Origin of the sequence: Nonomuraea sp. NPDC049646 (assembly GCF_044465525.1) — a bacterium.
GTDB lineage: Bacteria > Actinomycetota > Actinomycetes > Streptosporangiales > Streptosporangiaceae > Nonomuraea.
Map to the genome: position 1 here is coordinate 59,755 of NZ_JBITLU010000023.1, position 12,138 is coordinate 71,892.

The window sequence follows — 12,138 nt, forward strand, 5'->3', positions numbered from 1 at the left end:
TGAGGGTAGCCCGGAACCATGAGCAGCCATGGTCATGCGGTCACTGACGCCATCCTTGACACGTTGAAGCGCGCGAGCTCCGGGCTGAAGGACGCCGGGGTGAAGTTCGCGCTGGCCGGCGGCTGCGCGGCCTACGCCAGAGGCGCCGCCCCCTCCCTGCACGACGTGGACTTCGTGCTCACCGAGCACGACGTGCCCGCCGCCCTGGAAGCCCTGCGCGGGCTGGGCTTCGAGACCGCCAAACCGCCGGAGGACTGGCTGGTCAAGGCGTACGACGAGGGCCGGCTGGTCGATCTGATCTTCCGGGTCTCCGACCACGAGATCACCGAGGAGCTGCTGGACCGGGCCGAGCCGCTGAAGGCGTCCGCGGTGATCGTGCCCGTCCTGGAGGCCACCGACCTGGTCATCTCGTGGCTGCTGCCGCTGTCGGAGCACGCCTGCGACTACGGCTCCCTGCTGGCCCAGGTGCGGGCGCTGCGCGAGCAGGTGGACTGGCCGCGGGTGGTGGCGGTGGTGGCCGACTCGCCGTACGCGACGACGTTCGTGACGCTGCTGGAGCGGCTGGGCGTGCTGAGCGAGCCGGTGGTGGCCGGCGGCGAGAGCCGGTGGCCCTGACCCGCCGGCCCTGACCCGCCGCCCCTGAGGGGGCGGCCCGGAACGGGCGGAGGGCCGCGCCCTGTTCGGACGCGGCCCTCTCTCTAGGACAGACTGCGAGGGTCACCCGCCGTAGCGGCCGTAGTAGTCACCCAGCCGCGTGCGGTACTCGGGCTCCTTGTACCTGCCCTCGTCGAACTCGGGCGCGTCCTTGATCTCGGCCTTGGTGCGCGCGACGTGCACGTTGCGCTCCTGAGGGTCGATGCGCGTGACGACCTGCGCCGGCAGCATGACCTTCTTGCCGAAGATCCAGGGACCGGTGTCGACGATGATGTAGCTCTCGCCGACCTCGTACGTCGCCTCGTCGACGGACCCGATCTTCCCGTCGGTCGCCTGGACGTGGTACCCCACGAGATCCAGACTCTGACCCCGGTCATAGACGTCAGGACGATAGTTCCAGAGCTCCATTGGGCTCTCTTCCTCTCTTCTTCCGTCTTTTCTCGGGCAAGACTCCCGCTACCCGGACAGGCTCCGGTAAACCACCAACAAAGCGTCGGTGGCGACGGATACGATCCGCGTCACGGACTGAAAGGGGGGCCGGATGATCGTCGGCGAGGCGCAGGAGTGGGCCCCTCCGGGCGTCGACGTCACGCGTCCCAGCGTGGCCCGCGTGCACGACTGCCTGCTCGGCGGCGTGGAGAACTTCTCCGTCGACCGCTCGGTGGCGCGCCGGCTCAGGGACGCCGTGCCCGAGGTGGTCGACCTCGTCTGGTGCAACCGGGCCTTCATCGGCCGGATCGTCGACTTCCTCGTCCGCGAGGCGGGCATCAGGCAGATCATCGACCTCGGCGCCGGGCTGCCGACCATCGAGAACACGCACGAGGTCGCCCAGTTCGCCGACCCCCGTACCAGGGTCGTCTACGTGGACATCGACCCCATGGTCGAGCCGCACGCCCGCGCCATCCTGAGCGGCAACCCCGGCGCCACCGCGATCACCGCCGACGCCCGCGACGTCGAGGCCGTGCTCGGCCACCCCGAGCTGGGCCGCCTGATCGACCTCGACCAGCCCACGGCCCTGCTGGCCATCGGGCTGCTGCACCTGTTCCCCGACGCCGACGACCCCCACGGCCTGGTCCGCCGGTACGTCGCCGAACTCGCCCCCGGCAGCCACCTGGCCGTCTCCAACATGCTGGCCTCCGGCAACCCCAAGGCCAAGGCCCTGGAGGCGCTGCTCCAGGCCACCATGGGCACCGGCCACTTCCGCGAGCGCGCGGCGATCGAGGCGTACTTCGACGGGCTCGTGCTGGTCGAGCCCGGGGTGGTGCACTTCCCCGAATGGCACCCCGACGAGCGGCTGCCCGGCCCGCTGGCCCCCTGGGAAGAGCTGCTGCTGGGCGGCGTGGCCCGCAAGCCGTGAAAACCCTGCTGCTTTTCGTGGCGGACGGCGGCTAGGGTGGCGCCCATGCCGCGTCGATTCCTCGTCTGCTCCCCGCCGCCGGCCCTCTAGCGGGCGGCGGCGTTTCAGGATTCTCCGGGTCTGACCGATCCGGGGGTGGTTGCTGCCCGCGTACGGGCCCATTCCGACCACTCCATCCGGAGAACTCCTGTCATGACCCCTGTCTCCGCCCGCCGTGGCGCCGTCTACGTCTCCGTGGCCGCCACGGCCTGGGGCACCGGCGGCGCCGCCGGCGCGCTGCTGTTCGAGTCGAGCCACCTCGGCCCCGTCGGCGTCTCGCTCTGGCGCTACCTGCTCGGCGCCGCCTTCCTGCTCGCGCTCACCCGCCGCGCGGCGCGTCCGCGCCGGCTCACCTGGCACGTCCTGCCGGTCGGCGCCGGCATGGCCGTCTACCAGACCGCGTACTTCGCGGCCATCGCCGGGTCCGGCGTCGCGGTCGCGACGGTCGTGACCATGGGCGCCACGCCGATCATCACCGCCCTCGGCGGGCGGCTGCTGCTGCGCGAGCCGCTCAGCCCGGTCGCCCGCGCCGCGCTGGCCGCCGCGCCGGCCGGGCTGGTCCTGCTCACCTGGGAGTCGGTCGTCCGGGCCGACTCTCCGTCCGGCAGCGGGGCCGGGATCGGGTACGCCCTGCTCTCGGCCGCCGGGTACGCCGGCGTGACGCTCTTCTCCCGCTACCACCGGGCGGCCGACCCTCAGGGCACCGCGGTCGGCGGGTTCGCGGTCGGGGCTGCCTGCCTGGCGCCCTTCGCCCTGCCGGCGGGCGTGCTGCCCGAGCTGAGCGTGTCGTCGGTGGCGCTGCTGGTCTACCTGGGCGCGGTGCCCACCGCCCTGGCCTACGGCCTGTTCTTCCGGGCGCTCACCGCGTTGCCGGCCACCACGGTCTCGATCATCTCGCTGGGCGAGGCGGCCGGGGCGGCGCTGATCGGCGTCCTGCTGTTCGGCGAGCGGCTGACCCCGCTCGCCTGGGGCGGGTGCGCGCTCCTGCTCGCCGCGGTCGCCGTTCTCGCGCTGAAAGCGGAAACGGAGATGTGAGGTCCAGGGCCCGTGATGAGTTAAGGTCCGGTACGGCGACGCTTGCCGTATCGTCGCTCCGTTCTCTCATTTCGGCATAACGGAACGGCGCCGGCGAAACGTGCGTTGGAGGAACTGTGGCCTCGATAAAGGGAATATTCAGAAACCTCCTGGATCGTCCAGGCGGCGTGAACCTGAGCCCCTATCTGAAGATCGTCAAGGCGGCCGAAGAGCGCGCCGGCCGCGTCGGGAAGCTCGACGAGCTGCCGACGCCGGCCATGGACGATCTGGCCGAGTTCTGCGCCGTCGTGCGCGAGGCCGCCGACCGCACCCTCGGGCTCAGGCCGTACGACGTGCAGTTGCTGGGCACGCTCGCCCTGCTCGACGGCAAGGTGGCCGAGATGGCGACCGGCGAGGGCAAGACCCTGTCGGGCGCCATGGCCGCCGCCGGTTACGCGTTGCAGGGCAAGCGCGTCCACGTGATGTCCGTCAACGACTACCTGGCCAGGCGTGACGCCGAGTGGATGGGCCCGCTCTACGAGGCGCTCGGCGTCAGCGTGGGCTGGATCGACCAGAACTCCACCCCGGAGGAGCGCCGCGCCGCCTACGCCAAGGACGTCACGTACGGGCCGGTCAGCGAGATCGGCTTCGACGTGCTGCGCGACCGGCTGCGCACCGACCCGGCCGAGATCGTCGTGCCCGCGCCGGAGGTGGCGCTGATCGACGAGGCCGACTCCGTGCTGGTCGACGAGGCCCGGGTGCCGCTGGTGATGGCCGGCGCGGCCGACCCAGGCAGCGCGGTGCCGGAGATGGCGGCGCTGGTGCGCACGCTGGTCCGCGGCTACCACTACGAGATCGACGAGCAGGCGCGCAACGTCTACCTCACCCCCAAGGGCGCCGACAGCGTCGAGAACATCCTCGGCGTCGAGCTCTACGACGAGCACGAGCCCGGCACGCTCATCGAGCTCAACCTCGCCCTGCACGCCCACGCGCTGCTCGCCCGCGACGTCGACTACATCGTGCGCGACGGCAGGGTGCAGCTGATCAACCCCTCGCGCGGCCGGGTCGCGCTGCTGCAGCGCTGGCCCGACGGGCTCCAGGCGGCCGTGGAGGCCAAGGAGGCGCTGCCGCCGAGCGAGAAGGGCGAGATCCTCGACTCGATCACCGTCCAGGGGCTCATCCGCCGCTACCCGCAGATCTGCGGCATGACGGGCACCGCCGTCGCGGTCAACGAGCAGCTCGGCGAGTTCTACGGCCTCAAGGTCGCGGTCATCCCGTCCAACCGGCCGTGCGTGCGGCAGGACGAGCCCGACCGCATCTACCCGACCGTCCCCGACAAGGACGCCGCGCTGGTCGAGGAGATCCAGGAGGTGCACGAGACGGGCCGGCCGATCCTCATCGGCACCCTCGACGTGGCCGAGTCGGAGAACCTGGCCAAGCTGCTGCAGCGACGCGGCATGGAGCCGGTCGTCCTCAACGCCAAGAACGACGCGGAAGAGGCCACGATCATCGCCAGGGCGGGCGAGCGCGGCGCGATCACCGTCTCCACCCAGATGGCCGGTCGCGGCACCGACATCCGGCTCGGCGAGGGCGTGGCCGAGCTCGGCGGCCTCTACGTCATCGGCTCCGGCCGCCACGCCAGCAGCCGCCTCGACGACCAGCTCCGCGGCCGGGCCGGCCGGCAGGGCGACCCCGGCGGCTCGGTCTTCTTCGTCAGCATGACCGACGACCTGATCACCCAGTTCGTCCCCGACGAGCGGCCCCCCGCCGCCGACCCCGACGGCCTGGTGCGCCACCGGCGCGGCGCCTACATCGTGGGCCACGCCCAGCGGGTGGCCGAGGGCGTCAACCTGGAGATCCACCGCAACACCTGGCGCTACACCCGCCTGCTCGAACACCAGCGTGAGCTGATCCTCGAATGGCGCGACAAGGTCCTCCACGGCGACGCCGCCGCCAGGGCGCTGGCCGAGGCCGACCCCGAGCGCTGGGCCGAGCTGCCCGAGGACACCAGGGACGAGACGGCCCGCCAGATCGTCCTGCACGCCATCGACACCTGCTGGACCGAGCACCTGGCCTTCCTCAACGACCTGCGCGAGGGCATCCACCTGCGCGCGCTGGGCCGGATGAGCCCGGTCGACGAGTTCCAGCGGGAGGCCGTGGCCGAGTACAAGGCGCTGCAGGCCGAGGTCGAACGCCGCTCGCTGGAGTCGTTCGAGGCCCCCGAGCCCGACCTCAAGCGCCCGTCGGCCACCTGGACGTACCTGGTGCAGGACAACCCGTTCGGCACGGAATGGGACCGGATCCTCAAGCGGGTGACCGCCGCCACGCGCCGCGGCTGAACCCGCCGGGCGTACCTGACAGAAGATGACAGGTACGCCTGCGAGCATGGACGCATGACGACGAAAGCCAAGCTCATCGCCTTCACCATCGACTGCGACGACCCCCGGAAGCTGGCCGCCTTCTACCACGAGGTGACCGGCTTCGAGATCCAGTACTCCGAGGAGGAGTACGCGGCGATCGGCGACGGCACCACGAGCATCTACTTCGGCCGCGTCCCCGGTTACAAGCCGGGCAAGTGGCCCAGCGCCGACAAGAAGTTCCATCTCGACTTCCGCGTGCCCGACCTGGACAAGGCGGTCGAGGAGTACACCGCGCTCGGGGCGGTCAAGCCGGAGTTCCAGCCGGGCGTCACCGAGGAGGGCACGCGCTGGATCGTGCTGCAGGACCCGGAGGGCCACCTGTTCTGCGTGGTTCCCGAGCAATCGTAGGCCCCGCGACGCCCCCGCGGGGGCTCAAGGATCAGCCACAAGTTCGTGCAGGTGGCGGCCCCAATTGGTCGATTTATCAGCCTAAAGAATGATGGTAGTGCTCCGCTCGGCTCTTAAGCTGGAGCAATGCTCCTGCACGGACCCCTGCCCCTGCGTGGGCGCCGATGACCTGGATCGGGCTGCTCATCGCGCTGGCCGGAGCGCTGGGATACGCGCTCGGCGCCGCCCTCCAACAGTACGAGGCCGTGGCCGCGGGCGCCTCGCTCAAGCTGGTCCGGCGCCCCCGCTGGTGGATCGGCGGCGTCATCGGCTTCACCGGGGCGTGCCTGCACGCCGTGGCGCTCAGCTTCGCGCCGCTGGTGGCCGTGCAGCCGATCAGCGTGGCCACCCTGGTGTTCGCGGTGCCGCTGGCCGCCTTCATGTACGGGCGCAAACCGTACCGGGCGGAGATCCTCGGCTCGATCGCCGTGGCCGTGGGCCTGCTCTGGCTCATGCTGCTGGTGCCGCAGCACAACGTCACGCCCCACCTGAGCAGCGGCGCCGCGCTCGCCTTCCTGGGCGTCATCGCGGCGATCGCGCTGGTCTCGCAGGTGCTCGCGCGGCGCTTCCACGGGCCCGCGCGGGCCCTGCTGCTGTCGGTGGGCGCCGGCGTGGTGACCGCGAGCGTCTCGACGTTCGTCCGGGTGGTCGGCGGCGGGCTGGAGGGCGACTGGGGGCGGCTGATCCACTGGTTCACGCTGGCCGTGCCGGTGCTGCTGGTCTGCGCGGTGGTGCTGCTCCAGCGCTCGTACGCGGTCGGCTACTTCGGCATCGCCTACGCCGGCGTCCAGGTCATCGACCCGATCACCTCGGTGCTGGCGGGGGCGATCCTGCTCGGCGAACCGCTGCCTGCCAGCCCGTCCACGGCGATCCCCGCCCTGCTGGCCGGGGCGCTGACCATCGGCGGCACGATCACCCTCGGCCGCCTCACCCCCGACCACTCCAAGCCGGCCCCGGCCCCCGCCCCCGTGCCCCCGGTGCTCACCTCCGCGACGGTGGCAGCCGAGACGGCGTCCAAGACGGCATCTGAGACGGCGTCCGAGGGCGCGGTCACCGGCCGGCGGCCCGCGTCCGGTCAGTGACCGCCTCCACCGGCGGACGCCAGGACAGCACGTCGTCCATCGAACGCAGCATCAGCTCCGGGCTGAGCCGGCCCGCCGCGCTCACCGCGAGGTCGCGCAGCCGTACCGCGAGCGGGTTGCGCAGCTTGGTGACCCGGCAGATCGTCATCGACTGCCGCACGACGCCCGACGTGCGCGCCAGCCGGGCGGCGGTGTAGGCGGCCAGGTCGCCGTCCGCCGCGTGCGCGAGCACCACGGCGTCCTCCAGTGCCTGGCAGGCGCCCTGCCCCAGGTTCGGGGTCATCGGATGGGCCGCGTCGCCCACCAGCGCCACCTTGCCCCGGTGCAGGGCGGGCAGCGGCGTCTTCAGGTAGTGGACGTCGTTGCGGATGATCCGGGCCGGGTCGGCGGCCCGCAGCAGCGCCGGGATCGGCTCGTGCCAGCCGCCGAACCTGCGCAGCAGTTCCTCCCGCTCGTCCCCGTGGGCGGCGCCGGCGGGTGACAGGTCGGTGGCGTACAGGTAGACCAGGTCGTCGGTGAGCTGGTGGACGCCGAACACCAGCCCCCTGCCCCAGCTCTCCGACCGGGGGATCTCCAGCCCGTTGCGCGGGACGAGCGCCCGCCACGCCGTCACCCCGGAGTACACCGGCCCCGGATGGCCGGGGAAGAGCGCCCGCCGGGTCGCCGAGCGGATGCCGTCGGCGACCACGACGAGGTCGGCCTCGATCTCGCCCGCGTCCGTGCGGACGATCCCGCGCTCGGCGTCCACGCCCGTCACGGTGACGCCCAGCCGCAGGACGCCCGGTTCCAGGGCGCCGGCGAGCACGTCCATGAGGGTCGCCCGCAGCATGACGACCACCGAGTCCCCGTACCGGGCGTCGGCGTGGCCGGTGGTGGTGCGCGTCAGCCAGCGGCCGTCCGCCCGCCGCACGCCGAGCGGCCCCTCCACCGTGGACAGCTCGCGCACCCGGTCGCCCAGTCCCAGCGTGTCGAGCGCCTTGAGGGCGTTGGCGGCGACCGCCAGCCCCGACCCGACGGGCTCGACGGCGGCCGCCCGCTCCAAGACGCTCACCTCCCACCCCTTACGGCGCAGGGCCACGCCGCAGGCCAGCCCTCCGATGCCGCCACCGATCACCACAGCCTTGGGCATGACGCCCTCCTTTGGTTACTACGTCTGTAGTGTCAGCGTACTACGCCTGTAGTGCGCTCGCACTACCCCTGTAGTATTCGGTCCGTGAAACGAGCGGACGCCGTGGCCGACACGGCCATCACCCTGCTGGCCGAGCGGGGCATGCGCGGCCTCACCCACCGCGCCGTCGACGAGGCCGCCGGGCTGCCGCCCGGGTCCACGTCCAACCTGGCCCGTACCCGGGCCGCCCTGCTGGAGCTGACCCTGTCCCGGCTCACCGAGCTGGAGATGAAGGCCATGGCGATCGCCTACGAGCCGGTGCCGCTCAGCTTCGACGACCTGCCCGCCCGGCTGGCCGAGGCGGTACGCGTGCAGCTCGACGACCGCAGGCGCACCCTGGCCCGCTACGAGCTGGCCCTGGAGGCCACCAGGCGTCCGGAGCTGCGCGAGATCTACAACCGGGCGGGCCGCCGCTTCCGCGACCCGGCGCCCGCCATGATGGCCGCCCTGGGGTCGAAGGACCCGGTGCGCCACGCCCGCCAGCTCGTGGCCTTCGGGGAGGGGCTGATGTTCGACGCGATCGCCGGCGCGGGCTCGGTGCCCAGTATGGAGGAGCTCACCCTCGCGCTGCGCGACCTGCTGACCGGCATGCTGCGTGACGAGGGCGCCGGCGGATAGCACCGCCGGCGCCCGTGTCGGCCCTGCGTGGCCTCGGGTGGCCTACTCCTCGCCGCCCGCGTCCTCGCCGTCCCTCGCGTGTTTGCCGCGAGGCTCCCGGTGGCCGTCGGCCGTGCCGGACTCGGCCTCCGGCGACTCGTCCTTGGGGGGTGCCTCATGCCTGCCCATACGGGGGGAACTCTCCTTCTCTTCGACCAACAGCTCACGGTGACCGTATGACTACGGTTACGTGCCCGGCAAGGGGGTTGGTTCAAGATCCACGCTACGAATTCGAGAAAAATTCGCATATTGGCGGTGATCAGGCGGAATCAGCCGGGGCAAGTCGGCCGGTAGGGCACCTCGGGCAGGTGCCGGGCCCAGTCCGCGGCCGACAGGCCCCCGTAGCGGGCGCACACCGCCGCCGCCGGGTCGCCGGCCGCGGGCGACCGGGCCAGATCCAGCGTGAGCACCGTCCCGCCGGCGGCCAGCACGCGGGCCGTCCGCCCGTCGCCCGCCGGCACCGCCTGCGCCGGCCGGTCCGCGCCGCCCACCGGCACCTGGCGTTCGGCCAGCAGCACGCGGTCGGGGACGCGCCACACCCGCACCCGGTCGTTGTCCGTCCCGGCCAGCAGCCGCCCGTCCGGGCTGAAGCGCAGGTGGCCGGGGGAGGGGCGCAGCCGGGTGCCGAGCACGGGCACGCCGTCCAGGTCGTAGATCTGGATGCCGGTCTCCTCGGCGATGGCCACCCGCTCGCCGTCCGGCGCGAACGTCGTGTACTCCCACGGCATCCGGTCCAGCCACGGCGCCGGCGTGACGCGGTCGCCGCGCCGGATCGCCGAACGCCGGCCGTCGAACGTCAGCGCCACCCGGTCGCCGGGACCGGCCACCGCGTACTCGCCGACGAATGCCGCCCGGCGGGCCCGCAGGTCCCAGGCCCACCGCTCGCCCGACTGCCGGGCCGCCGCGAACAGCAGCCCGCCCCCCGGGCTGAACCACGCCGACTGCTCGCCCGGCGCCCCCAGCCCCCTCCCGAACGGCGGCCCCACGCCCTGCCCCGACGCGGTGTCCCACAGGTACGACCGGTCCACGCCGACGAAGGCCAGCGTGCGCCCGTCGGGGGACCAGGCCATCGCCCGCACGCTCTGCTCGGGACCGGCCGTCTCGGCGAGCCGCCGATGCCCGGGGACGTCGTAGACGCGTACCGTGTCGTCGGTCAGCGCGGCCAGCCGCGAGCCGTCGTCGCTGATCGCGTACAGCGAGCGCGGCCCGGCGTGCGGGTCGGTGAAGACGTCCACCGCCGGGTCGGCGGCGGCCGCTGTCAGCGCCCGCCGCGCCTGCGGCACCTGGGCCAGCCGCCAGGCCGCCAGGCTCAGCCGGCGCGCGGTCACCGGATCGGCCACCCGCAGCGCCTCGGCCCGCGACGCGGCGACCCTGGCCATCGCCTGCTCCAGCCGCCCTTCGGCGGCCCCGCGCTGCCACACCGCGAGCAGGGCCGCCAGCAGCGCGACCGACACCAGGCCCGACAGCAGCCCCACCATGAGCCTCCGGCGCCTGCGCGCGCCGCCGCGGGCCCGTGCGAGCGCCTCGTCCAGGAAGGTCTGCTCGCCGGGGCTCAGGGTGACCCGCCGCCGCCCGCCGGCCGCCCACGCCATCGCCCGGTCGAGGGGCTCGCCCTGGTAGAGGTCGGACTCGCGGCGCCCGCCCGCCTCCCAGGCCCGCGCCGCCCTGGCCAGCTCCCGGTGCACGGCCAGGCCCTCCCGCTCGCCGTCCAGCCACTCGTGCAGGCGCGGCCAGGCCCGCAGCAGCGCCGTGTACGTGATCGCGAGGGAGCCCCCGTCGCCGGCCGTCAGGATCCCGGCCTTCCCGTACGCCTCCAGCACCCGGTCGATCGCGGCCACCTCGTCGGGGGCGCGTCCGGCGACCAGGTCGTCGCGGAGGGCGGGGGCCACGGTGTCGCCGCCGGACTCGTCGAGCCCGACCAGGCGCAGGAAGACCTCGGGCACCAGATCCTGGTCGGCCCGGCAGAGCTGGAGGTAGATGGCCTCGGCGCGTTCGCCGAGCGGCGGGTCGTCGACCGGCTCGGGCGGCAGCAGGCGGCCGAGCTGGGACTGCGGGGCGTCGAGCAGGGACATGAGCAGGTGGCGGGCGTCCGGGCGCCGCTGCGGGTCGTCGTGCAGCGCGGCGGCGACCAGGCCGCGTAACAGCCGGTCGAGGCGCTCCCCGTTGCCTAATCGCTCGGTGAGCCCGTACGCGGCGAACAGCAGGACGCGCCCCCACGCCCGGACGTCGTCCGCCGGGCCGGCCTCGGCGTCGGCCAGCCCCAGCCCCACCAGGCGCGGCCCCTCGGCGCCTAAGATGATCTTGTCGGGCGTGAGCGACCCGTGCACCGCCCCCGCCTCGTGCACCGCGGCCAGCGCGGTGGCCGTGGCGGCGGCCAGGCGGTAGAGGTCGTCGCCGGCGAACGGGCCGTGCCGCTCGACGACCTGGCGCAGCGTCGGCCCCTCGATGTACTCGCTGACCAGGTACGGCGGATCGCCCTGCGGGCACGCCTCGACCAGCCGCGCCGCGTGCACCGAGCGCACCTCCGGGACCGTCGCGTACGCGCCCGGTCCGGGCAGGTGGAGGGCATGGCGACCGCCCGACTCGTCGTAGGCCTCGCGGACGGTGGTCCGCCCGCCGCCGTCGAGCCGGGCGCCGAGCCAGTAGCCTCCCAGCCGATCAGTCATGCGGGATTAGATGCCGCCTTCCGTTCAGCGGTTCAGTCGAGCCCGGTGCTCCGGCCATTCCTCTTCGAGGATGCCGAAATAGACCGTGTCGCGCCAGGTGCCGTCGGGCCTTCTGCGGTGGCGGCGCAAGGTTCCCTCGTGCACGCCGCCGATGCGCCGGATGGCGGCCTGGGAGCGCAGGTTCAGCACGTCGGTCTTGAGCAGGACCCGGTTGTATCCGAGGCCGAAGGCGTGGTCGAGCAGCAGCAGCTTGCAGTTGGTGTTCACCGCGGTGCGCCAGTGGGCGCGGCCGTACCAGGTCCAGCCGATCTCGACGCTGTCGTCGAAGCCGGGCACGTCGATGTAGGTCGTCCAGCCGCCCGGCCGCCCGGTCTCCTTGGGGATCACCGCGAACGGCACGTGCTGGTCGTCGCCGATGAGCGCGTGGGCCGTCCTGGCCAGGTCGTCCTCGGTGCGCGGGGTGGCGATCGGCAGCCAGCGCCACAGCTCGTCGTCCCCGCCGCCGGCGGCGAACAGGTCGGGGACGTGGTCCAGGGTGAGCGGTTCGAGGCGCACGACGTCGTTCTCCAGCACCACGGGCGCGGGCAGCTTGGCGGTCATGCCGCCACCATAGGCGGCGCTCCCGTCGCAGGTTGACGGCCACCTGGCCCTTTTTGCGGGGAACCACCTGTCGACATCCATACCGGCCGGTCGG

Annotated in this window: 12 protein-coding genes; 7 read left to right on the forward strand and 5 right to left on the reverse strand. The window is 73.1% G+C overall.

What is annotated here, in order from left to right; all coding sequences use genetic code 11:
• Nucleotides 1-63 precede the first annotated feature (63 nt).
• Nucleotides 64-615: a nucleotidyltransferase gene (locus ACIBQ8_RS44895; protein ID WP_364330127.1), complete on the forward strand. Its 552-nt coding sequence runs from the start codon at nucleotides 64-66 to the stop codon at nucleotides 613-615.
• 102 nt (nucleotides 616-717) lie between these two features.
• On the opposite strand, the gene ACIBQ8_RS44900 is transcribed toward ACIBQ8_RS44895, so the two are convergent.
• Complete coding sequence (locus tag ACIBQ8_RS44900) at nucleotides 718-1,005, reverse strand: PRC-barrel domain containing protein (protein WP_352352063.1); 288 nt, start codon at nucleotides 1,003-1,005, stop codon at nucleotides 718-720.
• A 190-nt stretch (nucleotides 1,006-1,195) separates the two neighbouring features.
• On the opposite strand from ACIBQ8_RS44900, the gene ACIBQ8_RS44905 reads away from it, so the two are divergent.
• The 5 genes from ACIBQ8_RS44905 (at nucleotide 1,196) to ACIBQ8_RS44925 (ending at nucleotide 6,953) form a co-directional block, all read left to right on the forward strand.
• The gene (locus tag ACIBQ8_RS44905; RefSeq protein WP_397172290.1) at nucleotides 1,196-2,011 is read left to right on the forward strand and encodes an SAM-dependent methyltransferase; all 816 of its coding nucleotides are present in this window, start codon (nucleotides 1,196-1,198) and stop codon (nucleotides 2,009-2,011) included.
• A 192-nt stretch (nucleotides 2,012-2,203) separates the two neighbouring features.
• Nucleotides 2,204-3,085, forward strand: coding sequence for a DMT family transporter (locus ACIBQ8_RS44910; protein WP_397172288.1), 882 nt, complete (start codon nucleotides 2,204-2,206; stop codon nucleotides 3,083-3,085).
• Nucleotides 3,086-3,252: 167 nt separating this feature from the next.
• Nucleotides 3,253-5,403 (forward strand): accessory Sec system translocase SecA2, encoded by a 2,151-nt coding sequence (gene secA2, locus ACIBQ8_RS44915; RefSeq protein WP_397172287.1) that lies wholly within the window; start codon nucleotides 3,253-3,255, stop codon nucleotides 5,401-5,403.
• Nucleotides 5,404-5,457: 54 nt separating this feature from the next.
• The gene (locus tag ACIBQ8_RS44920) at nucleotides 5,458-5,832 is read left to right on the forward strand and encodes a VOC family protein (RefSeq protein ID WP_397195198.1); all 375 of its coding nucleotides are present in this window, start codon (nucleotides 5,458-5,460) and stop codon (nucleotides 5,830-5,832) included.
• A 164-nt stretch (nucleotides 5,833-5,996) separates the two neighbouring features.
• Nucleotides 5,997-6,953 (forward strand): DMT family transporter, encoded by a 957-nt coding sequence (locus ACIBQ8_RS44925; RefSeq protein WP_397195199.1) that lies wholly within the window; start codon nucleotides 5,997-5,999, stop codon nucleotides 6,951-6,953.
• On the opposite strand, the gene ACIBQ8_RS44930 is transcribed toward ACIBQ8_RS44925, so the two are convergent.
• A complete protein-coding gene (locus ACIBQ8_RS44930) occupies nucleotides 6,922-8,082 on the reverse strand; it encodes an FAD-dependent monooxygenase (RefSeq protein WP_397195200.1) in 1,161 nt (386 codons plus the stop codon). The genes ACIBQ8_RS44925 and ACIBQ8_RS44930 overlap by 32 nt on opposite strands.
• Nucleotides 8,083-8,166: 84 nt before the next feature.
• On the opposite strand from ACIBQ8_RS44930, the gene ACIBQ8_RS44935 reads away from it, so the two are divergent.
• Nucleotides 8,167-8,739 (forward strand): TetR/AcrR family transcriptional regulator, encoded by a 573-nt coding sequence (locus ACIBQ8_RS44935; protein ID WP_397172281.1) that lies wholly within the window; start codon nucleotides 8,167-8,169, stop codon nucleotides 8,737-8,739.
• A 42-nt stretch (nucleotides 8,740-8,781) separates the two neighbouring features.
• Here the strand turns inward: ACIBQ8_RS44935 and ACIBQ8_RS44940 are convergent, their stop codons facing one another.
• The 3 genes from ACIBQ8_RS44940 to ACIBQ8_RS44950 form a co-directional block, all read right to left on the reverse strand.
• Complete coding sequence (locus ACIBQ8_RS44940; RefSeq protein WP_397172279.1) at nucleotides 8,782-8,907, reverse strand: hypothetical protein; 126 nt, start codon at nucleotides 8,905-8,907, stop codon at nucleotides 8,782-8,784.
• A gap of 140 nt (nucleotides 8,908-9,047) precedes the next feature.
• Nucleotides 9,048-11,444: a hypothetical protein gene (locus tag ACIBQ8_RS44945; RefSeq protein ID WP_397195201.1), complete on the reverse strand. Its 2,397-nt coding sequence runs from the start codon at nucleotides 11,442-11,444 to the stop codon at nucleotides 9,048-9,050.
• A 24-nt stretch (nucleotides 11,445-11,468) separates the two neighbouring features.
• Nucleotides 11,469-12,044 (reverse strand): GNAT family N-acetyltransferase, encoded by a 576-nt coding sequence (locus ACIBQ8_RS44950; RefSeq protein WP_397172276.1) that lies wholly within the window; start codon nucleotides 12,042-12,044, stop codon nucleotides 11,469-11,471.
• Nucleotides 12,045-12,138: the final 94 nt, after the last annotated feature.

Coding starts and splice junctions, on each gene's coding strand:
- ACIBQ8_RS44950 (WP_397172276.1), bottom strand. CDS start 12,044: ATGACCGCCAAGCTGCCCGCGCCCGTGGTGCTGGAGAACGACGTCGTG.
- ACIBQ8_RS44945 (WP_397195201.1), bottom strand. CDS start 11,444: ATGACTGATCGGCTGGGAGGCTACTGGCTCGGCGCCCGGCTCGACGGC.
- ACIBQ8_RS44930 (WP_397195200.1), bottom strand. CDS start 8,082: ATGCCCAAGGCTGTGGTGATCGGTGGCGGCATCGGAGGGCTGGCCTGC.
- ACIBQ8_RS44920 (WP_397195198.1), top strand. CDS start 5,458: ATGACGACGAAAGCCAAGCTCATCGCCTTCACCATCGACTGCGACGAC.
- ACIBQ8_RS44910 (WP_397172288.1), top strand. CDS start 2,204: ATGACCCCTGTCTCCGCCCGCCGTGGCGCCGTCTACGTCTCCGTGGCC.
- ACIBQ8_RS44925 (WP_397195199.1), top strand. CDS start 5,997: ATGACCTGGATCGGGCTGCTCATCGCGCTGGCCGGAGCGCTGGGATAC.
- ACIBQ8_RS44905 (WP_397172290.1), top strand. CDS start 1,196: ATGATCGTCGGCGAGGCGCAGGAGTGGGCCCCTCCGGGCGTCGACGTC.
- ACIBQ8_RS44940 (WP_397172279.1), bottom strand. CDS start 8,907: ATGGGCAGGCATGAGGCACCCCCCAAGGACGAGTCGCCGGAGGCCGAG.